The following is a 23,202-nucleotide window of genomic DNA, read 5'->3' on the forward strand; positions in this document are numbered from 1 at the left end:
GCCAGGATTAACGGGCAAACAGGGCAAACATCAGGTGTCCCATGGCGATGCCGGTGGCGATGCCGCCGCCGATTTCCACCAGCGTGTGGCCCATGCGCTCGCGCAGCCAGGTGTGGGCGCCGTCGTCCTTGGCGATGCGGTTGATGGCCTTGGCCTGGCGTCCCACGTGCTGGCGCAGGCTGTTGGCGTCGATCATGACGATAAAGCACAGCGTGACGGCCACGCCGAAGGCCGGATGGCCCATGCCCTCGCGCAGCGCGATCAGGGTCGCCATCGCCGTCACCACCGAGCTGTGGTTGCTCGGGAAACCGCCATTGCCGACCAGGTTGAAGGCCCAGCGCCGGTTGCGCGCGCTGCTGATCAAGAATTTGATCGGTCCGACGGCGGCCCAGGTGATGACGGGAGTAAGCAGATAAGCGAGATCCATTGATAATTCCTTTATGGCAATCTGACCATTATCGCAGAATGGACGTGGCCGACGGAAGCAAACCAGCTAAAATCGGCACGCTAACATTGCAAAGGAGCCACATGAAACACTTCAGAATATCCATCCTGGTCAGCGTCGTGCTGATGGCCCTGGCCGGCTGGTGGGGCTATAGCCGGGGCGGCGCCAGCGGCATGCTGACCGCGCTATGGATTACCGCCGTGCTGGGCGTGATGGAAGTCTCGCTCTCGTTCGACAACGCGGTGGTCAACGCGGCGGTGCTCAAGGACTGGAACGCCTTCTGGCAAAAGCTCTTCCTGACGGTGGGCATCATCGTCGCCGTGTTCGGCATGCGGCTGCTGTTCCCGCTGCTGATCGTCTCTTTCGCCACCGGCCTGGGCCTGGGCGACGTGTGGACCATGGCGCTGGACACCCCGGACGAGTACTCGCGCTACCTGACCGGCGTGCACGCCGAGGTGGCGGCCTTCGGCGGCGCCTTCCTGCTGCTGGTTTTCCTCAACTTCCTGTTCGACGAGGAAAAAGAACTGCACTGGCTGGGCTGGATCGAGGAAAAGCTGGGCGCGCTGGGCACCAGCGGCCTGGCCATCCTGCTGGCCCTGCTGGGCATACTGGCCTGCGTGGGCCTGGTGCCGGAAGCGAAGAAGTTCAGCGTGCTGACCTCGGGCGTGATCGGGGTGGCGGTGTACGTGGCGGTGGACTGGATCAGCAGCCTGCTGGAAGACGAGGAACACGACCCGTCCACCGGCGTGGCGCTGGCCAAGGGCGGCATAGGCGGCTTTATGTACCTGGAAGTGCTGGACGCCTCGTTCAGCTTCGACGGCGTGATCGGCGCCTTCGCCATCACCTCGGACGTGGTCATCATCATGCTCGGACTGGCCATCGGCGCCATGTTCGTGCGCTCCATGACGGTCTACCTGGTGCACAAGGGCACGCTGGACGAGTTCGTGTTCCTGGAACACGGCGCCCACTACGCCATCGGCATCCTGGCGCTGATCATGCTGGCCAGCGTGAAATACCATATTCCGGAATGGTTCACGGGGCTGTCCGGGGTGGCGTTTATCGTGGTGTCGCTCTGGTCGTCGGTGCGATACCGCCGCCGCATGGCCGGGGAATGATAAGATCGCAAGATTGCCACCACATCAGCAAAACACATGATTACTTCATCCCGCATCAAACTCATCCTGGTAGCGCTCGTGCTGGGCGCCGGACTGCTGTTCGCCGCCTACGTGTGGATTACGCTCAGCGTGTCCTACTCGGAAGGCGAGCGGGCCGGCTATTTGCAGAAGTTCTCCAAGCGCGGCTGGGTCTGCAAGACCTGGGAAGGCGAGCTGCTGCTGACGTCGATGCCGGGCGCCATCCCTGAGAAGTTCCAGTTCAGCGTGCGCGATCCGGAGCTGGCCAAGCGCATGTCCGAAGCCACCGGCAAGCGCATCCTGCTCAGCTACGCCCAGCACAAGGGCGTGCCGACCTCCTGCTTCGGCGAAACCGAGTACTACGCCGAAAAGCTGCAAGTTCCGGCGCAATAAAAAAGGCGGGTTAGCGCGCAGCGCGTAACCCGCCAGGCATCAGCGTCCGCGCCACACGGCGCCGGCCGTATCCTTCAGCCGCCCGATCACATCGCGCGCCATGGTTTCCGACTGCTCGTGCTCGGCGCGCGCGCGGGCCGCAGCCAGCGTGGCGGCGAATGCGTTCTCTTCCACCAGCGCGGTCTGCGCCACCTCCACCGCCACTTTTTCCTCGATCGCATTCAGCGCATTCTGCGCGGCATGCTGGCGGCGGGTTTCCAGTTCCAGCGCCTTGTGCTTGGCCGCCGTCATGGCCTGCGTGGTGTCGGCCACTTTGCGCTGCATCGCTGCATGCGCCTGCGCCGCTTCGACCAGCGCCTTCTGCTCATCCGCCTTGTCCTGCACCGCCTTGGCTGCTGCCTGCACGGCCAGTTCATGCTGGCGTGCCAGCTCGGCCAGCTCCTGCTCCGCATCCGCCTGCGCGCGCAGCGCCGCAGTGGCGGCCTTCTCCGATTCCAGACGGCTTTCAATCGCCTTGGCGGCGCGCTGCTCGGCCGCATTGGCCAGGCGCTGCTGGGTCAGCTTCTGCTCGATCAGCGCCAGCGACTGGCGCTCGGTGTCGACAAATTCCTGTTCAGCCTTCAGCAGCTCTGCAGCCTTGGCGGCTTTTTCCTGCTCCACCGCAGCGCGCTCTACGTGCACGGCGCTCAGTTCCACCGCCAGGCGGGCCTGCGCGGTGATGGCCTGCGCGGCGGCGGCCTTCTGCTCCGCTTCCACGGCGGTCTGCTCGGCCATCAGCTGCATGGCGGCGGCTTCCTCGCCGGCGGCGGCGGCCAGGCGCTCGTCGGCGGCTTGCTGCTGGCGCAGCGCTTCGGCCTGCTGCTCTTCGGCGGCCGCGCGCATCTGGGCGGCGGCGGCGGCGGTTTCTTCCGCTTCCAGGCGCTGCTTCAGCGCGGCGATGGCCTGCTGCTCGGCGGCGGCGCGTTTTTGTTCCGCAGCCAGCAGGTCGGCCGCGCGGGCGGCGTTTTCCTCGGCCAGCGCGGTGGCGGTCTGCTGCGCATCCACATGGGCGCTCAGCGTGGCCACTTCGGCCTGCTCGGCGGCGTTCTGCGCTGCGGCCAGCTCCACGGCGGCGCGCGACAGCGAAGCGCGTTCATTGGCCAGCTGCGCGGCGCGCTGCTGCTCCAGGCTGTCGGCGCGGGCGGCTTCGGCGGCGGCCTGTTCGGCGATCTGGCGCAGGCGGGCCTGCTCCAGCGCCTGCGATTCGGCTTCCACCTTGGCCAGCGTTTCCATTTCGGCCTGCTGCTCGGCTTCGAAGCGCACCAGCGCCACGGCGCGCAGCTGGCGGTCCACTTCGATGCGCGCTTCGGTGGCGCTGATGATGCTGGCGTCCGCGTCGCGGCGGGCTTGGGCGCTGGCGGCGGCCACCGCTTCCAGGCGCTCGCGCTGCAGGGCGGCGTCGCGGATTTCTTTTTCGGTCTGCAAGCGCAGGTGCAGCGACTGCGCGGCGCTGCGTTCGGATTCGGCCTTGGCCAGGGCGATGGATTCGCGCTCCTGTTCCAGGTGGGCCAGCGCGCGGGCTTCTTCCAGCGCGCGCGCTTCGGCGGCGGCGCGGTTGAAGGCGGCTTCCAGCGCGATCTGGTCGGCGCGCTCGCGCTGCACGGTCAGTTCCAGCGCTTCGGCTTCGGCGGTGGCCAGCGCGTCGGCGGTCTGGCGGGCGCCGTGGGCATGGCGCTCGCGCTCGCGGGCCAGCGTGGCCAGGCGGGCGTCCGCGGAGGCGATGCCCACCATTTCTTCGCGCGCGGCCTGCACGGCGGCCAGGCGCTCGGCGGCCTGCTTGCGGGCTTGCTCGGTTTGCACGGTCAGATCGTCGGCGGCGCGCGCGGCCTGCTCGGCCAGTTCGGATTCGGTGGCGATCTGCTCGGAGGCGCGCTTGCGGCTCTCTTCTTCGGCGCGGGCGCGCTGTTCGGCGGCCAGGCGGATCTGGGTGTCGGCCTCGGCGCGGGCGCGCAGCTCGGCGGTTTCCATCTTGACCGCTTCCAGGCGCGCCACGCTGGCTTGCGCGGCGGCGCGCAGGCTTTCCAGGCGTTCGCGGTTGGCGGCAATGGCTTCCTCGGCCACTTGCGCGCTTTGCTGGGCGGCGGCGGCGGCGGCGGCGTCGATGGCGGCGCGGTCGTCGGCCAGGGCGCGGGCGCGGGCTTCGGCGTGGGCGCGGCTCTCGGCGGCGCAGTTGGCCTTGGCTTCGGCTTCCACCCGGGCGATGGCTTCCTTGATGGCGTTCATGTCCATGGCGCCGCGCGGTGCAGGCTCAGCGGACTCTTGCGACAGCAGCGCGGGAACAGGGGCAGCTTGGGCAGGAGTTGCTGCGTCTATCGCTGCTTCGAAGGGCTGTGCCAGTTGTGCTTGCATGGTGGTTCTCGCTAGGTCGACGGGTGATTCGGGATTTCCGAGTCACCATTATCAGACAGTTGCTTTGCGGAACATGCCACGAGCAAGGGGCGGTTTACCCCTCAATTAGCGTTTTAGACCGGCAGCGGCGCCTCGTCCATCAGCGCGATCTGCTCGCGCAGCTCCAGGATGCGGTCCTGCCAGTAGCGCTGGGTGTTAAACCAGGGGAAGGCGGCCGGGAAGGCCGGGTCGTCCCAGCGGCGCGCAATCCAGGCCGAATAGTGGATCAGGCGCAGGGTGCGCAGCGCTTCCACCAGGTGCATTTCGCGGCTGTCGAAGTCGCAGAAGTCCTCGTAGCCGGCCAGGATGTCGCCCATCTGGCGCACCTGCTCGTGGCGCTCGCCGGACAGCATCATCCAGAGGTCCTGGATGGCCGGACCCATGCGGCTGTCGTCGAAGTCCACGAAGTGCGGGCCGGCGTCGGTCCACAGCACATTGCCTCCATGGCAATCGCCGTGCAGGCGCAGCGTGGCCACGTCCCCCGCCCTGTCATAGCAGCGCCGCACGCCGTCCAGCGCCTGCTCAGCCACGCTGCTCCAGGCCGCCAGCAGCTCGGGCGGGATGAAGTTGTTGGCCAGCAGATAGTCGCGCGGCTCGGCGCCGAAGGTGACCGGATCGATCGCCGGACGCTCCTTGTAGGCCGCCAGCTTGCCCGCCTCGTGGATGCGGGCGATAAAGCGCCCGGTCCACTCCAGCACCGCCGGGTCGCCCAGTTCCGGCGCGCGGCCGCCGTGGCGCGGGAACACCGAGAAGCGGTAGCCTTGGTATTCATGCAAGGTCCTGCCGTTGACGGCCAGCGCCGGCACCACCGGGATCTCGCGCCCGGCCAATTCGGCCACAAAGGCGTGCTCCTCCAGGATGGCGGCGTCGCTCCAGCGGCCCGGGCGGTAGAACTTGGCCACCAGCGGCTGGCTGTCTTCTATGCCCACCTGGTAAACCCGGTTTTCATAGCTGTTGAGCGCCAGCAGGCGGCCATCGCCGTACAGGCCGATGCTGTCGAGCGCGTCGAGCACGCAGTCTGGGCCGAGGGCGGCGTAGGGATGGACGGTGTCTGGGTTATCGGTAGTCATGGCTGCCATTGTAAGCGCCGCAGCATTCTTCCGCCCGTAACATTGCGCCGCAGCGTATACTGGCGGCTTCAAACAAGAAGGATTAAGCATATGCAACTCGATCAGCCTCTGAGCGAAAAAGAATTCGACGAACTGGACAACTTCCTGCTGTCGGACCGCAGCCCGGAAGACTCCATGACCATGGATCACCTGCACGGCTACCTGACCGCCATCGCCATCGGCCCCGAGCCGATCATGCCCAACGAATGGCTGTCGCGCGTCTGGGGTCCGGACGGCAAGGATGCGCCCAAGTTCAAGAACGCCAAGGAAGAAGAGCGCATCGTCAACCTCATCATGCGCTTCATGAACGAAGTGCTGGTGACGTTCGAAGTGGCGCCGAAAGAATTCGAACCGCTGTTCGTGGAGCACGAAGTGGAAGGCCAGACCCTGATCGACGCCGAAGCCTGGTGCTGGGGCTTCTGGGAAGGCATGGAACTGCGTCCGGGCTCGTGGGATGCGATCTGGGATTCGGAAGTGGGCGACCTGATGCGTCCTATCTACCTGCTGGGCGCGGACGAGATCGAAGAAGACGAACTGCCGCTGGTGGAAGATCCGGTCAAGGCGCACAAGCTGGGCCAGGAACTGGAAGCCAACCTGCCGGCCATCCACAAGTTCTGGGTGCCGCGCCGCAAAGCGCCGGTAGCCACGCTGGTGCGCGACGAACCCAAAGTCGGCCGCAACGACGACTGCCCTTGCGGCAGCGGCAAGAAGTACAAGAAGTGCCACGGCGCGGAAAACGGCGCCGAATAATCCCCCGCGCGCCACTGCGGCGCGCTGACACTTTTTGCCACGCCGTCCACCGGACTGACAATTTTTGTCGCCCGGCGTGATGGTAGCGGCCAAAAATTGTCACATCGACGTGACATTTTGCATGGCACACGACTTGCTGATTGGAAATAAACATCCAACAACAAGGAGAATTCCATGCAGCGATTACTATGCCGGGGCTGGGCGGCGGTCTGCCTGATCAGCCTGGCTGCCAGCAGCTGGGCCGCCACCGCTACGCTGGAACACACGGCCAAGGGCGAAGTTGCCCTGGGCAGCAAAGTCTGGTTCGTGGGCAAGGTCGACGGCGCCGGCACCTTCATGAACTTTACGGTGAACGGCATCGCCGGCGGCAACGCCACGTTCGGCACGCTAAACTCGCAGAACGGCGAATACAAGGCGCCCGCCGCCATGCCGGCCAACCGCATCATCACCATTACCGGCACCACCGCCACGGCGGACAAGCTGAGCGCCACCACCACGCTGACGCTCAAGACAGGCGCCACAGCCCCCACGCAGACGCCCACTCCGGCCCCAACGCCCACTCCCACGCCTCCCCCCACGCCAGTTCCGCCGCTGGGCGCCCAGCCCGCCATCGACCCGGCCACCGTGGCCGCCGCGCGCCTGCTCGAGCAAGCCACCTTCGGCCCCACCACGGCCGACATCGCCAAAGTCAAATCCCTGGGCCAGGCCGCCTGGCTGGCGCAGCAGTTCGAGCTGCCCGCCAGCGCCATGCCCGTAACGGAAGACATGAACGTGCTGCGCACCACCTGGTTCAACAATATGGCCGGCGGCCAGGACCAGCTGCGCCAGCGCATGATCTTCGCGCTGTCCCAGCTGTTCGTGGTCTCCGCCGACAAAAACCCCTACGCCAACGAAATGCAGCCCTGGCTGGCCACCCTGTCGGCCAACGCCTTCGGCAACTTCAACACCCTGCTGCGCGAAATGACGCTCAACCCGTCCATGGGCAAATACCTGGACCTGGCCAACAGCAAAGCGCCCGCGCCGAATGAAAACTACGCGCGCGAAGTGATGCAGCTGTTCACCATCGGCCCCGTCATGCTGAACCAGGACGGCAGCGTGCAGACCGACCGCAACGGCGATCCCATCCCCAGCTACAGCCAGGAACGCATCGCCGACATCTCGCGCGCGCTGAGCGGCTGGACCTACACCGGTACGAGCACCACCGGCGCAAACTGGGAAAAGTTCAGCGGCCCGCTGGAGCCGCGCGAGCGCCTGCACGACAAGGGCAGCAAGACGCTGCTGCAAGGCGTAGTGCTGCCGGCCGGCCGCAGCACCGTGCAGGACTTCGACGCCGTGATGGAAAACCTGTTCAACCACCCCAACCTGCCGCCCTTCATCGCCACGCGGCTGATCCGCGCCTTCACCACCAGCAACCCCAGCCCCGCCTACATCGAGCGCGTGGCCAATGTGTTCGCCAGCGGCCCGGCCGGACGCGGCGACCTCAAGGCCACGCTGACGGCCGTGCTGACCGACGCCGAAGCGCGCCAGGATACCCCCAGCGCCAGCCAGGGCAAGCTGAAAGACCCCGTGCTGCACTCCCTGAGCCTGTTCCGCGCGCTGGACGCCACCGTAGTCAATCCCAACAACGCCTTCTGGGAATACTCGCAGCTGGGCCAGAAGCTGCTGAACGCGCCCAGCGTGTTCAACTTCTACTCGCCGATGACCGGCCTGCCCGGCGCGCCGGGCCAGTTCGGTCCCGAGTTCCAGGTCTACGCCCCGGCGCTGGCCGTGGCGCGCGCCAACTTCCTGTACCGCTTCCTGTCCGGCGAATACAAGGGTATGGTGGCCATCAATATCGCCCCCTACGTGAGCGTGGCGGGCGACGTGACCGCGCTGATGAACCTGGTGGACGCCAAGCTGCTGCAAGGGCGCATGTCGCCCGCCGCGCGCAGCGCCATCGCCGGCTCCGTCAGCGCCACCACCGACAAGACCCAGCGCGCCCTGACCGCGCTCTACCTGACCGCCATCACTGCCGAATTCGCAGTGCAGCAATAAGCGAGGACACCATCATGAGCAATAACAACCTGTCGCGCCGCGGCTTCCTCGGACTCGGCGCGCAAGCCGGCATGCTGGGCGCCCTGTCCAGCCTGGGCCTGCTGAGCGCCCGCCCCGCCCAGGCCGCCGTCGGCGACTACAAGGCGCTGGTGTGCTTGTACATGTTCGGCGGCAACGACGGCAACAATATGATCGTGCCGCTGGACAGCGTGCGCTACGGCAAATACAACGCGATACGCGGCAGCCACGGCCTGGCGCTGTCGGTCGCCAGCAAGACCCTGGTGGCTGAGCGCAGCACCCGCCTGCAGGCGGTGGCGGAGACGGTGGAGCAGCCCTTCGCCTTCCACTACGGCATGCCGGAGCTGGACGCCCTGTACGGCCAGGGCCAGGTGGCCGCCGTGCTCAACGTGGGCAGCCTGCGCCAGCCGCTGAGCAAGGCGCAATACCAGTCCGGCGTGGCGGTGCCGCCGCAGCTGTTCTCGCATCCGGACCAGCAACTGCAGAACCAGGCCGGCACGCCATCGCTGGCCGGCACCGGCTGGGGTGGCCGCCTAGTCGACCTGCTGGGTACAGGCGGCGACCTGGACGCGGTGGCGCTGGGTGGCGGCGGCCTGTTCATCGAAGGTGCCAAAACGCACGGCAACCTCATCCCCGCCAACGGCCAGCTCAACCTGGCCGGCATGAATTTCTGGCCGCAAGCCGAAGCGGACAAGCGCCGCGCCGCGCTGGTGGCGCTGCTGTCGGCCAACAACCCGAATATGATGGCCGCCACCGCCAACCGCACGCTGCTCAACGGCATGGAACTGGTGTCCGACCTGAAAGCGGCCACCGGCGGCGGCGCGCTGGCCACCACCTTCCCCGGCTACGGGCTCGCGCAGCAGCTCAAGACCGTGGCGCAGCTGATCCGCCTGCGCTCCACGCAGGGGCCGGGAAGGCAGGTTTATTTCGTCTCGCAAGGCGGCTTCGACACGCACGGCGGCCAGGCCTACCAGCAGTTCGACATGCTGCGCCAGGTATCGCAATCGCTGGCGGCGTTCCAGCTGGCGCTGGCCGAGATCGGCGCGCAGCAGCAAGTGACGACGTTCACGCTGTCCGACTTCGGCCGCAGCCTGCAGCCCAACAGCGGCGGCACCGACCACGGCTGGGGCAACCACCACCTGATCGTCGGCGGCGCCGTCAAGGGCGGCCTGTACGGCCAGTTCCCCGATTTCACGCTGGGCGGCAAGGACGACGCCACCGGGCGCGGCGTCTGGATACCGCAGATCTCCAACCAGCAATACGGCGCCACCCTGGGCCGCTGGTTCGGCGCCGACGACGCCATGCTCGAGACGCAAGTCTTCAAAAACGAGCTCGCCAACTTCGCCCTAAAAGACCTCGGCTTCATGGACTAAAAGCCGGGATCCCTAAACCGGGGTCAGTTCCGTCATCGCGTCATGCTTTCAGGCATGACGCGATGACGGAACTGACCCCGGAGTGGCCGCCCCCCGGAGTGGTGCAATGGGATCGGGTCTTTTGTTTGCGGGTAGTGCGCGCCATGGACGGCGTGGGACGGCATACAATGAATAAGGAGCGACTTCGAACGGGCTAGCTATGGGGCACGACGACTATCAGCAGCGCAAGCAGCAGTGGCTGGCGCGTATCGATGGCTTTTACGGCCAGGTGCAGCTGTGGCTGGCGCGCTATGCCGAGAAGGGCCAGGTGAAGTACGACTTCCACGCGCTGGTGCTGACCGAGGAGCTGCTGGGCACCTACACCACCCGTACCATGGGCATCAGCCTGGGGCGCCAGCACGTGCTGCTGCGCCCCATCGGCGTCATGCTCGACAACGGCGGGGGACGCCTGGACCTGGAAGGACATCGCGGCATCGTGCGCTTTGTGCTGCCCGACCTGGCCGCAGACTGGAAAATCGCCACCAAGGCGGGCGAATACCCGGCCTTGGAGGACTTCGGGGAAAACAACTTTATCGAAGCACTGCTGGAAGTGTCCAGCGACTAGATCATGGCGCGGATGGCTTCCACCGCCAGCGCGTGGTCTTCCGCTTGCGGCAGCCCGGACACGGTGATGGTGCCCACCACGCCCACGCCCTTGATAATGAGGGGGAACGCGCCGCCGTGCGCCGCGTAGTCCTTGCTGTCGAGGTAGGAAATCGCCTCGAAGTCCACGCCGCGCAGCTTGTGCTCGCTACCCACGTAGAACGAGCTGCGGCCGAAACGGTTCACCACATTGTTCTTGCGCCGTATCCACTCCGCCTGGTCGGCGCTGGCGCCGTCCATGGCGTGATGGAACAGCACCTGCCCATTGCGCGTGATGTTCACCGTGATGGCCTTGCCCTTGGCCTTGGCCGCCCCCACCAGGCTCAAGCCCAGCGCCAGCGCCGTGTCGTTGCTGAAGGCGGAAAATTGCAGTTCCTGTTCCTGGCGCGCCAGGGTCGCAAGCAGGTCGGCGTCCATGGCGTCCTTACAGCTTGATGAAGTGCTCGCGGTAGTACTTCAGTTCCTCGATGGACTCGACGATGTCGGCCAGCGCGGTGTGCTTCTGGTGCTTCTTGAAGCCGCCGACGATCTCCGGCTTCCAGCGCTTGCACAGTTCTTTCAGCGTGGACACGTCGATATTGCGGTAGTGGAAGAACGCTTCCAGCTTGGGCATATACTTCACCATGAAGCGGCGGTCCTGGCCGATGGTGTTGCCGCACATCGGCGCTTTGCCGGCTGGAACCCACTTCTTCAGGAAGGCGATCAGCTCCGCTTCTGCATACGCTTCGGTGATGGTGGACGCCTTCACGCGCTCGGTCAGGCCGGAACGGCCGTGGGTGCCCTTGTTCCAGTTGTCCATCTTGTCCAGCGTTTCATCGGTCTGGTGGATGGCAAACACCGGGCCTTCGGCCAGGAAATTCAGATGCATGTCGGTGACGATGATGGCCACTTCGATAATGCGGTCGGTTTCCGGCTCCAGGCCCGTCATTTCCATGTCCACCCACACCAGATTGGTCTCATTCGGACGCTCTTGCGGAGTAGTAGTTGGGATTTCGGTCGCTTGTGACATAATTCTCTCTTGGCCTAAACAATCCGCCATTTTCTCACAGGCATAGAATGTATTCACACGCGTTTTCGATTTTGTTCGTATCTTTCCTCGTCCTGACACTGGCCGCGCGCTTCTGGCTGGCCTCGCGCCATATCCGCCACGTGCTGGCGCACCGCAACGCCGTGCCGCCCGAATTCGCCGAAAAAATCCCCCTCGCCGCCCACCAGAAGGCGGCCGACTACACCATCGCCCGCACCAAGTTCGGCATGCTGGGCGTGGCGGTCAACGCCGCCGTGCTGGTCGGCTTCACGCTGCTGGGCGGCCTGCAGTGGCTGTCGGTGGAGGTGTACAAGCTGGCCGGCCCCGGCATGGCTTACCAGATCGGCCTGCTGGTGGCCTACGCCGCCATTTCCGGCCTGATCGACCTGCCCTTCGACTACTACAAACAGTTCGGCCTGGAGCAGCGTTTCGGTTTTAACAAGATGAGCCGCGGCCTGTTCTTCGCCGACATGGTCAAGGGCATCGCCCTGGGCGCCGCCATCGGCCTGCCGCTGGTGTGGGTGGTGCTGACGCTGATGGAAAAGAGCGGCGGCCTGTGGTGGCTGTACGCCTGGTGCGTGTGGAGCGGCTTCCAGCTGCTGATGATGGTGCTGTTCCCCACCGTGATCGCGCCGCTGTTCAACAAGTTCACGCCGCTGGCCGACGAGTCGCTGAAGTCGCGCATCGAGGGCCTGATGCAGCGCGTCGGCTTCGCCTCCAAGGGCCTGTTCGTGATGGACGGCTCCAAGCGCAGCGCGCACGGCAACGCCTACTTCTCCGGCTTCGGCGCCAACAAGCGCATCGTGTTCTTCGACACCCTGCTGTCGCGCCTGGCGCCGCAGGAAATCGAGGCGGTGCTGGCGCACGAACTCGGGCACTTCAAGCTCAAGCACATCATCAAGCGCATCGCCATGATGTTCGCCATCTCGCTGGCCTTTTTGGCGCTGCTGGGCTGGCTAAAAAACCAGCTGTGGTTCTACACCGGCCTGGGCGTAGACCCGCTGCTGCTGGCCGGCGAAAGCAACAACGCCATGGCGCTGCTGCTGTTCGCGCTGGCGCTGCCGGTATTCACCTTCCTGCTCGGCCCGCTCACTTCGCTCAGCTCGCGCAAGCACGAATTCGAGGCGGACGCCTTCGCCGCCAAGCACACCGACGCGCGCGACCTGGTGTCGGCGCTGGTGAAAATGTACGAGGACAATGCCTCCACCCTGACGCCCGACCCGCTGCACTCGGCCTTCTACGATTCCCACCCGCCGGCCAGCGTGCGCATCCGCCAGCTGAACCTGGCGGCCCAGTGAGGACAGCCACCATGACCACCATCGCCCACGCCCAGGACCTGCTCGCGCTGCACTGCGCCCCCGCCAAGGACGCGCTGGACGCGGCCGAGGCCCAGCGCCTGGCCGCCCTGCTGCCGCAGTGGCGCCTGGAAAACGGCAAGCTGCTGCGCGAATTCCGCTTCGCCGACTACTATGAAACGCTGGCCTTCGTCAACGCGCTGGCCTACATCACGCACGCCGAAGACCACCACCCGGAACTGACTGTGACCTATAACCGCTGCATCGCCCGCTACGACACCCATTCCGTCAACCAGGGCCAGGGCGGCCTCTCGCTCAACGACTTCATCTGCGCCGCCAAGGCGGACGCACTGGCGGAGCGCGCATGAAGCCATCCACCAAGGCGCATGCCAGCAAGCCCGGCCAGATGACCGGCGTCATCATCGCCGCCCACGGCCGCCATTACCTGGCCGAAGTGAACGGCGAGCGCGTGCAATGCGTCACGCGCGGCAAAAAAACCAATGTGGCCGTGGGCGATATCGTCAAGCTGACCGCCACCTCGGCCGACCAGGCCGTCATCGACGAGATCACCGAACGCAAAACGCTGCTGTACCGCTCGGACCAGTACAAGTCCAAGCTGCTGGCGGCCAATGTGAGCCAGCTGTTCATCGTCGTGGCCACCGAGCCCGGCTACACGGACGACCTGGTCTCGCGCGCCACCGTGGCGGCCGAAGCGGCCGGCATTGAAATCCACCTGATCCTGAACAAGGTGGACGTGACCGAATCGCTGGAGCGCACCCGCGAGCGCCTGAAGATGTATTCCAAGCTGGGCTACCCGGTGCATGAAGTGTCGGCCAAGGGCAATCCCGAACATGCGGTCGCCACCCTGCAGCCTTTACTGAAAGGCAACTCGTCCATCCTGATCGGCCAGTCCGGCATGGGCAAGTCCTCGCTGATCAACCTGCTGGTGCCGGGCGCCGACATCGCCGTGCGCGAAATTTCGGCCGCGCTGGACACCGGCAAGCACACCACCACCTTCACCCGCCTGTACAGCATGCCCGACCTGGGGCCGGACACGTCCATCATCGACTCGCCCGGCTTCCAGGAATTCGGCCTCTACCATCTGAGCGAAGGCATGCTGGAGCGCGCCTTCCGCGACTTCAAGCCCTATCTGGGCGGTTGCAAGTATTACAACTGCCGCCACCTGATCGAGCCGCAATGCCCGATACTGGACGCGGTCAAGGCCGGCGAAATCGCCAAGCTGCGGCACGAGCTGTACGGCCAGCTGCTGCACGAATCGGCGCAAACCCTGTATTAAAAAAACAATTTACTTGGCAGTTACCTAAAAAGTCGATTGCGCCTTTCGATGCTCTGGAGCATGATTAGCGGGTAGTGTCAAATCAGGGGCAAGACCATGGACATGTTCGCAGTCGAGGATGACGTTGCGCAATGGGAGGTAGCACTACTGCCCCTGCGCGGCGTGGCGCGCCTGCCCGTCCTGCTGCCGCTGGCCTGGCATCTGCGCCAGCGCGACAGTGCGCGCGCCGACGCGCTGGCCGCCGAAGCGCTGGCCCTGCTGCCCGAAACCACCCTGGACGCGCCCGCCCGCACCGCCCTGGCCGCCCGCATGCACCTGGCGCAGGCCGAAGTGCTGTGGCTGCGCGGCGCGCTGGACGCGGCGGAAACGGCCGCCCAGCTGGCTTTCGAGCAGCTGTGCGCCCTGGACGAGCACGCCGGCTGCGCGGACGCGCACTGGCTGCAGGCCTGGATCGCCATCGACCGGGGCGACCACGCGCGGCGCGACGCCGAACTGGCGCTGGCCATGGCCGCCGCCGAGAAAGCGCGGGACCGCCAGCGCCAGCGCATCATCGAAGCGGCCACCGCGCGCTGGGCCATCCTGCGCGACCCGCACAGCGCGGCCGGCTGGAACGCGCGCCTGGCGCCGGAGCCGGAAGCGCTGGCCTGCCCCGCCGCCTACGCCGCCTGGCGCCACGACTACCTGGGCGTGGCGGCCAGCCTGTCGAGCGACTTCGGCAGCGCCGCCAGCCACTACATCCGCAGCTATGAAAGCGCGCTGGCCACCGGGCAGCTGCGCGCGGCCATCACCTCGGCCACCAATATCGGCGAGGACTTCACCAACCTGAACGACCACCACGCCGCGCTGGAATGGATGCAGTGCGCGCTGGACCTGGCGCGCCCCACCGGCTGGCCGCGCAGCGTGGGCGCCTGCCTGATGCACACGGCCGACACCATGCGCCGCCTGGGCCGCCTGGACGCGGCGGAGGAGCTGCTGCAGGAGGCGCTGGCCATCCTGGCGCCGCTGTCGGGCGCGCGCAGCTACGCCATCGCGCTGCAATACCTGGGCGACCTGTCGCTGGACCGGGGCGACTACGCCGCCGCGCTGGACGCCTTCGTCCGCCTGGAGGGCCGCGCCGACGCGCTGCAGCAGGCCGACTTCCAGACCGTGGCGCGGCGCGGCCAGGCGCACGCGCTGTCCGGCCTGGAGCGGCCGGAGGAAGCGCTGCGCGCAGCCCAGGAGGCGGTGCGCCTGGCCGGCGAACAGCGCAACGCGCACCACCAGATCACCGCGCTGCGCGTGCTGTCGCTGCTGCACAGCCGCCATGCGCTGCCCAGCCCGCAGGGCATGACCGAACTCAACGCCACGCTGCACTATCTGCACCAGGCCCTGGCGCTGGCCTCCACCATCGCCGGCTACACCGTGCCGGGCGACCTGCTGGACGCGCTGGCGCGCGAATACGCCCGCGCCGGCAGCTACCAGCAGGCCTACCAGATGGCGGTGGCCGCCAGCGCCGCGCGCGACAAGACCCACAGCCAGGAAGCGACCAACCGCGCCGTGGCCATGCAGGTGCACCACCAGACCGAGCACGCGCGCGCCGAGGGCCTGCACCACCGCGAACTGGCCGCGTCCGAAGCGCGCCGCGCCGAAGTGCTGCAGCAGACCAGCGCCATGCTGGAGCGCCTGTCGGCCATCGGCCGCGACATCACCATCCACCTGGACGCGGCCGCCGTGTTCCAGGCGCTGGACCGGCACGTGGCGGCGCTGCTGCAGGCGCACACCTTCGCCATCTATCTGTACGACGCGGCGGCCCAGTCGCTCACGCGCGCCTTCGGCGTGGAAGGCGGCCGCGCGCTGGCCACCAATGTGATACCGCTGTCCCACCCGCATTCCTTCTCGGTGCGCAGCCTGAACGAACGGCGCGAAGTGTATGTGGAAGACCTGGCCAGCGCCGCCGACAGCTTCGTCATCCCCGGCACCTGCCCCAACCACAGCGCGCTGTACGTGCCGCTGCTGGTGGGCGAGCGCGCGCTGGGCGTGATGACGGTGCAGTCGCTGGCCGTGAACGCCTTCGGCGAGCGCGAGCGGCTGATCTTCCGCACCCTGTGCGCGTATGGCGCCATCGCGCTCGACAACGCGCAAGCCTACCGCCAGCTGCAGGACGCGCAGACCCAGCTGGTGTCGCAGGAAAAGCTGGCCGCGCTCGGCTCGCTGATGGCGGGCGTGGCGCACGAACTGAACACGCCCATCGGCAACAGCCTGCTGATCGCCAGCACCTTGCAGCAGAAGACCGCCGAGATCGAGCAGCAGCTGAACGGCCCCGGCCTGCGCCGCTCCGAGCTGGCCGCCTATGTGGCCGACGCGCAGAAGGCGTCCGAACTGGTGATGCGCGGCCTCACCAGCGCGGCCGACCTGGTGAACAGCTTCAAGCAGGTGGCGGTGGACCGCACCACCGAGCAGCGCCGCATGTTCAACCTGCAGCAGGTGGTGCACGAGGTGGTGGCCACCATGATGAACCGCATCCGCAACGCCAACCACAGCATCGAATACGACATCCCGGACGCGCTGGCCATGGACAGCTATCCCGGCCCCTTCGGCCAGGTGCTGGCCAACTTCATCAACAACGCCCTGCTGCACGCCTTTGAAGGCCGCTCGCACGGCCGCATGCGGCTCAGCGCCGGCACGCCGGTCGAAGGCCGCGCATTGGTGGTGTTCAGCGACGACGGCGGCGGCATCCCGGCCGAGCACCAGTCGCGCATCTTCGATCCCTTCTTCACCACCAAGCTGGGCCAGGGCGGCAGCGGCCTGGGGCTGTCGATCAGCTACAACATCGTCACCTCCCTGCTGGGCGGCCAGATCAGCGTGAACAGCAGCCCGGCCGGCACCAGCTTCACGCTGGACCTGCCGCTGACCGCACCGCTGCCGGACGACACCGGGCCGGTGGCCATCTACCACTGACGCGCGCGGCATACAAACCACAGTGCCCGCGTTGACTATTGCATAATTTTCCGCGCCGACGTAGGATTGGCCTGACCACTGCGATGCGCCTACCGGCGCGGGCGGCGGTCCCAACCTGAGCAAACTCGGCTCCCCGCCCTCTTTGCAAAGGCAGCAGGTACGCAAGGTGCCTGCATCAGCGCGGCGGTCCGCTCGCAGAGACAAGCGGCCGCAATGCTGGAAGTTTTCCTTACCCTCCCGTTTCTTTTGCTATTGCCCCAGGCAAGGCGCAGTCACGCGGGTACGGACCGTACATACTTATAAACGGAGACCAACCTTGAAATCTACCCTGTTCGCGGCCGGCATTCTGCTGGCCTCGTCGGCGCACGCCGCCACCATCGACGCCGCCAGCCTGACCGGCGCCAGCACTCCACTGCAAACCGCCCAATACGGCGTGCGCAACTACTCGGCCCCGGTGCTGGTCGACGGCCTGCACGATCCGGCCAGCTACATGGCCGCGCCCGCGCTGCCGGTCTGGCAATTCGCCAGCGGCGACCCCACCGGCGGCGTGCTCACCTTCGAACGCCAGACCGCGCCCGCCACCGGCTGGCACAGCTGGTCGCGCAAAGGCAAAGTGCTGGTCACCGGCGGCAGCGCCGCCACCGCCAACCGCGTCTACACCGTGTACAACGGCCAGCAGCTGGTGGCCGCCATCAACGAGGCCGGCAACGACGCCAAGATCATCCGCGTGATCGGCCATATCGACCTGCGCTGGAGCGAGAACAACACCGTGTTCCGCGAGTACACCAGCTACGCCGACCAGAAATACGGCGGCTCCATCAGCATTCCGTCCAACACCACGCTGGTGGGCATCAACGACGCCCAGGGCCGGCCGGCGCGCATCACCGGCACGGCGCTGCTGATAGGCGGCGAGCTGGCGCTCACGCCCGGCGGCAGCGAGGAGACCGACTTCAAGAACTGGATCGCCGCCGGCAAGGACGGCGACGACTATCCAACCTGGACCCGCAACGTCATCGTGCGCAACCTGGTGATCGACACGCCGTGGGACGTTAACCCGGAGGACTCGGCCAACGCCTACGCGGACGGCGTGACCGTCTCGCGCGCGCAGAACATCTACCTGGACCACATCACCATGAGCGACGGCGACACGCCCGAGTCCATGGCCACCGGCACCTTCAAGACCCGCCACGACGGCGCGCTCGACGTGGTGCGCGGCAGCGACTACGTGACCATCTCGAACAGCGTGTTCAACAAGCACCACAAGACCACGCTGGTGGGCAACGGCGACTCCGGCCGCGCCTGGAGCGACGAAGGCCGCCTGCACGTGACCTTCAGCGGCAACTGGTGGGACGGCGCCACCACCCGCCTGCCGCTGAACCGCTACGGCCAGGTGCACCTGTTCAACAACCTGATCACCGGCAGCGTGTCCACCACCAACGCCGACATCAAGTTCGCCAGCGGCACCGACGCGCGCTACCGCTCCAATATGCTGCTGGAGAATAACTACTACAACATCACCGGCCTGAAGCTGACCGAGTTCTGCGGCAAAGCCATCAAGGGCAAGGACTTCATCGGCTTCCGCTCGTCCGGCCACATCTTCACCAGCGACAAGGCCGGCACCAACGCGGTGGACGGCCAGTGCGGCTACGCCCCGCCCGCCGCCGCCAACCTGTGGACGCCGCCGTATCTGTACGCGCTGCAAACCGCCACCTCCGCCCTCACCGCCGTGCCCGCCGCTGCCGGCGCCGGCAAACTGAAGTAAGGACAGCCATGCGATTCAAACATTGGGCAAGCACGCTGGCGATGGCGCTGGCGTTCGTCTCCGCCACGGCGCAGGCCACCGTGGTGGTCAACACCGGCACCCCGTCGAACGCCGTGGGGGCGGGCTGGGCCTTCAACAGCGGCCACTCCTACGCCGGCCAGTTCTCGCTGCTGGAGGCCATGACCATAGACAGCATCCAGGGCTACTTCAGCACGGACGCGGGCACGGTCGGCATCAGCCTGTTCAACAGCGTGGAGGACGGCGACGGCGGCTTCATCCCCGGCAGCGCGCTGCGCACGGCCAGCATCGCCACGGCGGCCGGCGCGCTGGCCTGGACCGGCGCCTCGGCGCTGGACTGGGCCGTGGGACCGGGCGCCTACTGGGTGGTGTTCAGCTCCAGCTACAGCGCCGCCAGCCAGGCCAGCATGCCCGGCTGGGCCGCCCAGCCGCTGAACCGCTACGCGCTGCTGCAAGGCGGCCAGTGGTACGACGCGGCCGACCTGGATCTGGGCATGGGCTTGCGCGTGAACGCCAGCGCAGCGGCGGCCGCCGCCAGCGTGCCGGAGCCGGGCAGCCTGGCGCTGCTCAGCCTGGGCCTGGTGGCCGCAGGCGCCCTGCGCCGCCGCAAGCAGCACTGACCCACAGCCGGACATGCCGCGCGCCAGCGCTTTGGCGCTGCGCGCGGCATCCCGCCATGGCGAACAGAATCACGAAATTCAGGCCACCTAAAATATGCTGTATGCGTGGCCGTCCATCTCATTCAAACCGGTAAGTTTGATCAGCAGCCCGGCTCCTCCGTAGCCTTCATGGCCGGCCCCGCCGTGCGCCATCAAGGCCCCGTCAACACTGGCATTCGGAACCTCCGCCGTTGCGCCGCTTGCCGCCTTGCTCAGGGCGGCGGCTTCGGCCGTGAAAACGGCAGCGGCCTCATCGTCGCTTGCCTGCGTCGTGTGCTTGGCGGTTTCGGTAAAGATCTTGGCGGCGGCAACGGCTTTGGTGGCGGCCTTGACAGCCGCAAGCGACGCACTGGCCGCAGCGGCGGCGGCTGCACTGGCCAGGCCGGCCGCAATGGGCACAGCGGCGTCGTCGCTGACGGCCAGACTGTGCGCTGCGTCAGCGGCACTCACTGCGGCGGCGCTGCTTGCCACTGCCAGCGCGGCAGCGGCAACGCCGTCCGTTGCGGCAAAAATACGCGCCAGGGCAAGCGCTGTCGCCGACGCATCGACGCCTGCCAGGGCCGCCTGGTAATCCGCCACCGACACGGCCAGCACTTTGTCGGCATGCGCCTGGCCGGCCGCTGCGGTCGCGGCGGCTGTCACTGCGGTGTTGTAGGCGGCCAGCGTATCCGGGGCGGACGTCATTGCAGCCTTGTCGGCTGCGGCTTTGACTGCGGCAGCGGTGCTGGCCACAGCACCTTCGGCAAGCGCAACGGCGGCCAGCTTGGCGGCCGCGTCGGCATTGGCGGCGGCGGCGGCGGCTTGTGCAACGCGCGAGGTCGGCACTACCGGGCCGACGTTGGCCACTTGGCGCATCGTCGCCTCCAGCGCGGCCGGCGCAATCGCAGCAGCCAGCGTTTCAGCCCCGTTGATGCCAGCCAGGAAATTCTCGCCGGCGTAATTGGCAACGATGCCGTTGTAAGAAGCGATACCGCCCTCCGTATGCATCAGGGCGCCCACGAACGCCCCGGCGGCGGCAACCTTGCTGTTGAAGGCAACCAGATCGCTGCCCTGCGCGCCCTGGACAATCTGCCGGGCAGCCACGTCCAGCGATATGGCGCCATTGGCCACCAGCGTGCTCCAGTACAGCAAACCCGGCGCATCGGCGGAGCGGCCGAACAGGTTCTCGTAAATAATTTCGATGCGCTGCGCGATGGTCAGGCCGGCAAATCCGGTCTGGTACTCCTTGGAGCCGCCAAACGCCTTGGCCACCGAATCCAGTGTCATTGCGCCGCTCTCCAGATTGATCTCCCAGTACTGCAGCCCAACCGGATCGGCGGGACGGCTGAAATAGGCAACGTACAGCTTTTGCAGTTCGACGGCGTACTGGCCCATATAAATCCTTTAGGGAAATTGTTTTCATTGCAATAAGACAAAAGTTAGCAGATTGGATAGCCAATCATTGTGACCAGAGTCACATTGCAGGCCAAACGCCGCCGGCACCGCTTGTGTATCGCGCCCCGGCAGCCGCCATCCGGCCCGCAGCCGGCCAGTTAAGCCAGCCACATCGCTATAGCCCGAATTTAGCCGTATAATGTTTTGCTAAGCTGGCGTTTCCGGCACCCCCGCCCCTGCCAGCCCAACAAATCGTTGTCACTATGTCTACCCAAAAACCGATTCGGCACTACCTGCAGTTTTCCGACTTGTCGTTGGATGAATACGAATACGTGATCGAACGCGCCCACGTCATCAAGCGCAAATTCAAGAACTACGAGATCTACCACCCGCTGGTCGACCGCACGCTGGTGATGGTGTTCGACAAGAACTCGACCCGCACCCGCCTCTCCTTCGAGGCCGGCATGCACCAGCTGGGCGGCGCCGCCATCTACCTGAACACGCGCGACTCCCAGCTGGGCCGCGGCGAGCCGGTGGAAGACGCCGGCCAGGTCATGTCGCGCATGTGCGACGTGCTGATGGTGCGCACCTTCGGCCAGGACATCATCGAGCGTTTCGCCGCCCATTCGCGCGTGCCGGTGATTAACGGCCTGACCAACGAGCACCACCCCTGCCAGGTGTTCGCCGACATCTTCACCTACTACGAGCACCGCGGCTCCATCGCCGGCAAGACCGTGGCCTGGGTCGGCGACGCCAACAATATGCTGTACTCCTGGCTGCAGGCGGCCGAGGTATTCGGCTTCCACGTCAACGTGTCCACGCCCAAGGGCTACGACATGGACATGTCGCTGGTGTCCACCGACCGCTACACCTTCTTCGCCAACCCGTCCGACGCCTGCGAAGGCGCGGACCTGGTCAACACCGACGTGTGGACCAGCATGGGCTACGAGGACGAGAACGCGGCCCGCCTGAAGGCCTTCGACGGCTGGATCGTCGACTCGGCCAAGATGGCGCGCGCCAAGCCGGACGCGCTGTTCATGCACTGCCTGCCGGCGCACCGCGGCGAAGAAGTGTCGGCCGACGTGATCGACGGCCCGCAATCGGTAGTGTGGGACGAAGCCGAGAACCGCCTGCATATCCAGAAGGCGCTGATCGAGTACCTGCTGCTGGGCCGCCTGGACGGCAAGTAAGCGGCAACAACGAATTCTAATTTTGACCAAGAATGGAACGACCATGAGCGACATCAAAAAAGTAGTCCTCGCCTACTCGGGCGGCCTGGACACCTCCGTGATCCTGAAGTGGCTGCAGGATAACTACCAGTGCGAAATCGTCACCTTCACGGCCGACCTGGGCCAGGGCGAGGAACTGGAACCGGCACGCGCCAAGGCGCTGAAGTTCGGCATCAAGCCTGAGAACATCTACATCGACGACGTGCGCGAAGAATTCGTGCGCGACTTCGTGTTCCCTATGTTCCGCGCCAACACCGTGTACGAAGGCGAATACCTGCTGGGCACGTCGATCGCGCGTCCGCTGATCGCCAAGCGCCTGATCGAGATCGCCAACGAGACCGGCGCCGACGCCATCTCGCACGGCGCCACCGGCAAGGGCAACGACCAGGTGCGCTTCGAGCTGGGCGCCTATGCGCTGAAGCCAGGCGTCAAAGTGATCGCGCCATGGCGCGAGTGGGACCTGCTGTCGCGTGAAAAACTGCTGAAGTACGCGGAAGACGCCGGCATCGCCATCGACATGAAGCACAAGAACGGCGGCGCGCCGTACTCGATGGACGCCAACCTGCTGCACATCTCCTTCGAAGGCCGCCACCTGGAAAATCCAAGCGCCGAAGCCGAGGAATCGATGTGGCGCTGGAGCGTGAGCCCGGAAGCGGCTCCCGACCAGGCCGAGTACCTGGACATCGAATACGAAAAGGGCGACATCGTGGCCCTGAACGGCGTGCGCATGTCGCCGGCCACCGTGCTGACGGAACTGAACCGCCTGGGCGGCAAGCACGGCATCGGCCGCCTGGACCTGGTGGAAAACCGCTACGTCGGCATGAAGTCGCGCGGCTGCTACGAAACCCCGGGCGGCACCATCATGCTCAAGGCGCACCGCGCCATCGAATCCATCACGCTGGACCGCGAAGTGGCCCACCTGAAGGACGACCTGATGCCGCGCTACGCGTCGATGATCTACAACGGCTACTGGTGGGCGCCAGAGCGCGTCGCGATCCAGACCCTGATCGACCACACCCAGGCCACCGTGAACGGCTGGGTACGCGTCAAGCTGTACAAGGGCAATGTGATCGTCGTGTCGCGCGACTCGAAGACCGATTCGCTGTTCGACATGAACATCGCGACCTTCGACGAAGACGGCGGCGCCTACAACCAGGCCGACGCCGGCGGCTTCATCAAGCTGAACGCGCTGCGCATGCGCATCGCCGCCAACGCCCGCCTGAAGCGCGGCCAGTAATACCGTAAAGCCACAGTCAGCGGGCCGCCTTGTGCGGCCCGTT

General features: G+C 66.3%; 20 protein-coding genes. 14 read left to right on the top strand and 6 right to left on the bottom strand.

From position 1 onward, the window contains the following. Nucleotides 1-7: 7 nt before the first annotated feature. Nucleotides 8-427: a divergent PAP2 family protein gene (locus tag AC07S4_RS24800; RefSeq protein ID WP_494989146.1), complete on the bottom strand. Its 420-nt coding sequence runs from the start codon at nucleotides 425-427 to the stop codon at nucleotides 8-10. Between the two features lie 101 nt (nucleotides 428-528). Here AC07S4_RS24800 and AC07S4_RS24805 point away from each other — a divergent pair, with 101 nt between their 5' ends. Both AC07S4_RS24805 and AC07S4_RS24810 read left to right on the top strand, forming a co-directional pair. Further along, complete coding sequence (locus AC07S4_RS24805; RefSeq protein WP_494989147.1) at nucleotides 529-1,560, top strand: DUF475 domain-containing protein; 1,032 nt, start codon at nucleotides 529-531, stop codon at nucleotides 1,558-1,560. Nucleotides 1,561-1,596: 36 nt separating this feature from the next. Further along, complete coding sequence (locus tag AC07S4_RS24810) at nucleotides 1,597-1,971, top strand: DUF8785 domain-containing protein (protein ID WP_494989148.1); 375 nt, start codon at nucleotides 1,597-1,599, stop codon at nucleotides 1,969-1,971. A 39-nt stretch (nucleotides 1,972-2,010) separates the two neighbouring features. Here the strand turns inward: AC07S4_RS24810 and AC07S4_RS24815 are convergent, their stop codons facing one another. Together AC07S4_RS24815 and AC07S4_RS24820 are read right to left on the bottom strand one after the other, a co-directional pair. Then, nucleotides 2,011-4,239, bottom strand: coding sequence for a coiled-coil domain-containing protein (locus AC07S4_RS24815; protein WP_494989182.1), 2,229 nt, complete (start codon nucleotides 4,237-4,239; stop codon nucleotides 2,011-2,013). 233 nt (nucleotides 4,240-4,472) lie between these two features. Further along, nucleotides 4,473-5,477, bottom strand: a complete 1,005-nt coding sequence (locus AC07S4_RS24820) for a serine/threonine protein kinase (protein ID WP_494989149.1) — start codon at nucleotides 5,475-5,477, stop codon at nucleotides 4,473-4,475. A gap of 81 nt (nucleotides 5,478-5,558) precedes the next feature. Between AC07S4_RS24820 and AC07S4_RS24825 the strand changes: the two genes are divergently transcribed. From AC07S4_RS24825 to AC07S4_RS24840, 4 genes are all read left to right on the top strand, one after another. Continuing rightward, nucleotides 5,559-6,257, top strand: a complete 699-nt coding sequence (locus AC07S4_RS24825; protein ID WP_161074854.1) for a UPF0149 family protein — start codon at nucleotides 5,559-5,561, stop codon at nucleotides 6,255-6,257. Between the two features lie 174 nt (nucleotides 6,258-6,431). Then, nucleotides 6,432-8,291, top strand: a complete 1,860-nt coding sequence (locus AC07S4_RS24830) for a DUF1800 domain-containing protein (RefSeq protein ID WP_494989150.1) — start codon at nucleotides 6,432-6,434, stop codon at nucleotides 8,289-8,291. Between the two features lie 14 nt (nucleotides 8,292-8,305). Further along, complete coding sequence (locus AC07S4_RS24835) at nucleotides 8,306-9,682, top strand: DUF1501 domain-containing protein (protein ID WP_494989151.1); 1,377 nt, start codon at nucleotides 8,306-8,308, stop codon at nucleotides 9,680-9,682. 199 nt (nucleotides 9,683-9,881) lie between these two features. After that, complete coding sequence (locus AC07S4_RS24840) at nucleotides 9,882-10,286, top strand: hypothetical protein (RefSeq protein ID WP_494989152.1); 405 nt, start codon at nucleotides 9,882-9,884, stop codon at nucleotides 10,284-10,286. Here the strand turns inward: AC07S4_RS24840 and AC07S4_RS24845 are convergent. Further along, nucleotides 10,283-10,741 (bottom strand): heme-degrading domain-containing protein, encoded by a 459-nt coding sequence (locus AC07S4_RS24845; protein ID WP_494989153.1) that lies wholly within the window; start codon nucleotides 10,739-10,741, stop codon nucleotides 10,283-10,285. The genes AC07S4_RS24840 and AC07S4_RS24845 overlap by 4 nt on opposite strands. Nucleotides 10,742-10,748: 7 nt before the next feature. Then, nucleotides 10,749-11,333, bottom strand: a complete 585-nt coding sequence (gene orn, locus AC07S4_RS24850) for an oligoribonuclease (protein WP_494989154.1) — start codon at nucleotides 11,331-11,333, stop codon at nucleotides 10,749-10,751. 47 nt (nucleotides 11,334-11,380) lie between these two features. On the opposite strand from orn, the gene AC07S4_RS24855 reads away from it, so the two are divergent. The 6 genes from AC07S4_RS24855 to AC07S4_RS24880 all read left to right on the top strand — a co-directional run bounded on the left by AC07S4_RS24855 (nucleotide 11,381) and on the right by AC07S4_RS24880 (nucleotide 19,280). Further along, on the top strand, nucleotides 11,381-12,649 hold the full coding sequence (locus tag AC07S4_RS24855; RefSeq protein WP_494989155.1) for a M48 family metallopeptidase: 1,269 nt from the start codon (nucleotides 11,381-11,383) through the stop codon (nucleotides 12,647-12,649). Nucleotides 12,650-12,660: 11 nt separating this feature from the next. Beyond that, nucleotides 12,661-13,014, top strand: a complete 354-nt coding sequence (locus AC07S4_RS24860; RefSeq protein ID WP_494989156.1) for a 4a-hydroxytetrahydrobiopterin dehydratase — start codon at nucleotides 12,661-12,663, stop codon at nucleotides 13,012-13,014. Beyond that, complete coding sequence (rsgA, locus tag AC07S4_RS24865) at nucleotides 13,011-13,943, top strand: ribosome small subunit-dependent GTPase A (RefSeq protein ID WP_494989157.1); 933 nt, start codon at nucleotides 13,011-13,013, stop codon at nucleotides 13,941-13,943. The genes AC07S4_RS24860 and rsgA overlap by 4 nt, the downstream gene beginning before the upstream one ends. Before the next feature lie 96 nt (nucleotides 13,944-14,039). Beyond that, nucleotides 14,040-16,880 (top strand): ATP-binding protein, encoded by a 2,841-nt coding sequence (locus AC07S4_RS24870; RefSeq protein ID WP_494989158.1) that lies wholly within the window; start codon nucleotides 14,040-14,042, stop codon nucleotides 16,878-16,880. A 316-nt stretch (nucleotides 16,881-17,196) separates the two neighbouring features. Beyond that, entirely contained in the window at nucleotides 17,197-18,642 is a 1,446-nt protein-coding gene (locus AC07S4_RS24875) for a pectate lyase family protein (protein ID WP_494989159.1), read from the top strand. Nucleotides 18,643-18,650: 8 nt separating this feature from the next. Further along, the gene (locus AC07S4_RS24880) at nucleotides 18,651-19,280 is read left to right on the top strand and encodes a PEP-CTERM sorting domain-containing protein (RefSeq protein WP_494989160.1); all 630 of its coding nucleotides are present in this window, start codon (nucleotides 18,651-18,653) and stop codon (nucleotides 19,278-19,280) included. Between the two features lie 87 nt (nucleotides 19,281-19,367). Here the strand turns inward: AC07S4_RS24880 and AC07S4_RS24885 are convergent, their stop codons facing one another. Further along, nucleotides 19,368-20,693 (bottom strand): DUF4214 domain-containing protein, encoded by a 1,326-nt coding sequence (locus AC07S4_RS24885; protein ID WP_494989161.1) that lies wholly within the window; start codon nucleotides 20,691-20,693, stop codon nucleotides 19,368-19,370. Nucleotides 20,694-20,956: 263 nt separating this feature from the next. On the opposite strand from AC07S4_RS24885, the gene argF reads away from it, so the two are divergent. Both argF and AC07S4_RS24895 read left to right on the top strand, forming a co-directional pair. Beyond that, nucleotides 20,957-21,883, top strand: coding sequence for an ornithine carbamoyltransferase (argF, locus tag AC07S4_RS24890; protein ID WP_161074867.1), 927 nt, complete (start codon nucleotides 20,957-20,959; stop codon nucleotides 21,881-21,883). Nucleotides 21,884-21,926: 43 nt separating this feature from the next. Beyond that, nucleotides 21,927-23,159, top strand: coding sequence for an argininosuccinate synthase (locus tag AC07S4_RS24895; RefSeq protein ID WP_494989162.1), 1,233 nt, complete (start codon nucleotides 21,927-21,929; stop codon nucleotides 23,157-23,159). Nucleotides 23,160-23,202 lie beyond the last annotated feature (43 nt).

It is taken from the genome of Pseudoduganella sp. GW821-FHT05F09 (assembly GCF_059419605.1).

Coding starts and splice junctions, on each gene's coding strand:
- AC07S4_RS24815 (WP_494989182.1), bottom strand. CDS start 4,239: ATGGACATGAACGCCATCAAGGAAGCCATCGCCCGGGTGGAAGCCGAA.
- AC07S4_RS24820 (WP_494989149.1), bottom strand. CDS start 5,477: ATGGCAGCCATGACTACCGATAACCCAGACACCGTCCATCCCTACGCC.
- AC07S4_RS24855 (WP_494989155.1), top strand. CDS start 11,381: ATGTATTCACACGCGTTTTCGATTTTGTTCGTATCTTTCCTCGTCCTG.
- AC07S4_RS24870 (WP_494989158.1), top strand. CDS start 14,040: ATGGACATGTTCGCAGTCGAGGATGACGTTGCGCAATGGGAGGTAGCA.
- AC07S4_RS24830 (WP_494989150.1), top strand. CDS start 6,432: ATGCAGCGATTACTATGCCGGGGCTGGGCGGCGGTCTGCCTGATCAGC.
- AC07S4_RS24835 (WP_494989151.1), top strand. CDS start 8,306: ATGAGCAATAACAACCTGTCGCGCCGCGGCTTCCTCGGACTCGGCGCG.
- orn (WP_494989154.1), bottom strand. CDS start 11,333: ATGTCACAAGCGACCGAAATCCCAACTACTACTCCGCAAGAGCGTCCG.
- AC07S4_RS24810 (WP_494989148.1), top strand. CDS start 1,597: ATGATTACTTCATCCCGCATCAAACTCATCCTGGTAGCGCTCGTGCTG.
- AC07S4_RS24885 (WP_494989161.1), bottom strand. CDS start 20,693: ATGGGCCAGTACGCCGTCGAACTGCAAAAGCTGTACGTTGCCTATTTC.
- rsgA (WP_494989157.1), top strand. CDS start 13,011: ATGAAGCCATCCACCAAGGCGCATGCCAGCAAGCCCGGCCAGATGACC.
- AC07S4_RS24840 (WP_494989152.1), top strand. CDS start 9,882: ATGGGGCACGACGACTATCAGCAGCGCAAGCAGCAGTGGCTGGCGCGT.
- AC07S4_RS24895 (WP_494989162.1), top strand. CDS start 21,927: ATGAGCGACATCAAAAAAGTAGTCCTCGCCTACTCGGGCGGCCTGGAC.
- AC07S4_RS24860 (WP_494989156.1), top strand. CDS start 12,661: ATGACCACCATCGCCCACGCCCAGGACCTGCTCGCGCTGCACTGCGCC.
- AC07S4_RS24800 (WP_494989146.1), bottom strand. CDS start 427: ATGGATCTCGCTTATCTGCTTACTCCCGTCATCACCTGGGCCGCCGTC.
- AC07S4_RS24825 (WP_161074854.1), top strand. CDS start 5,559: ATGCAACTCGATCAGCCTCTGAGCGAAAAAGAATTCGACGAACTGGAC.
- argF (WP_161074867.1), top strand. CDS start 20,957: ATGTCTACCCAAAAACCGATTCGGCACTACCTGCAGTTTTCCGACTTG.
- AC07S4_RS24805 (WP_494989147.1), top strand. CDS start 529: ATGAAACACTTCAGAATATCCATCCTGGTCAGCGTCGTGCTGATGGCC.
- AC07S4_RS24880 (WP_494989160.1), top strand. CDS start 18,651: ATGCGATTCAAACATTGGGCAAGCACGCTGGCGATGGCGCTGGCGTTC.
- AC07S4_RS24845 (WP_494989153.1), bottom strand. CDS start 10,741: ATGGACGCCGACCTGCTTGCGACCCTGGCGCGCCAGGAACAGGAACTG.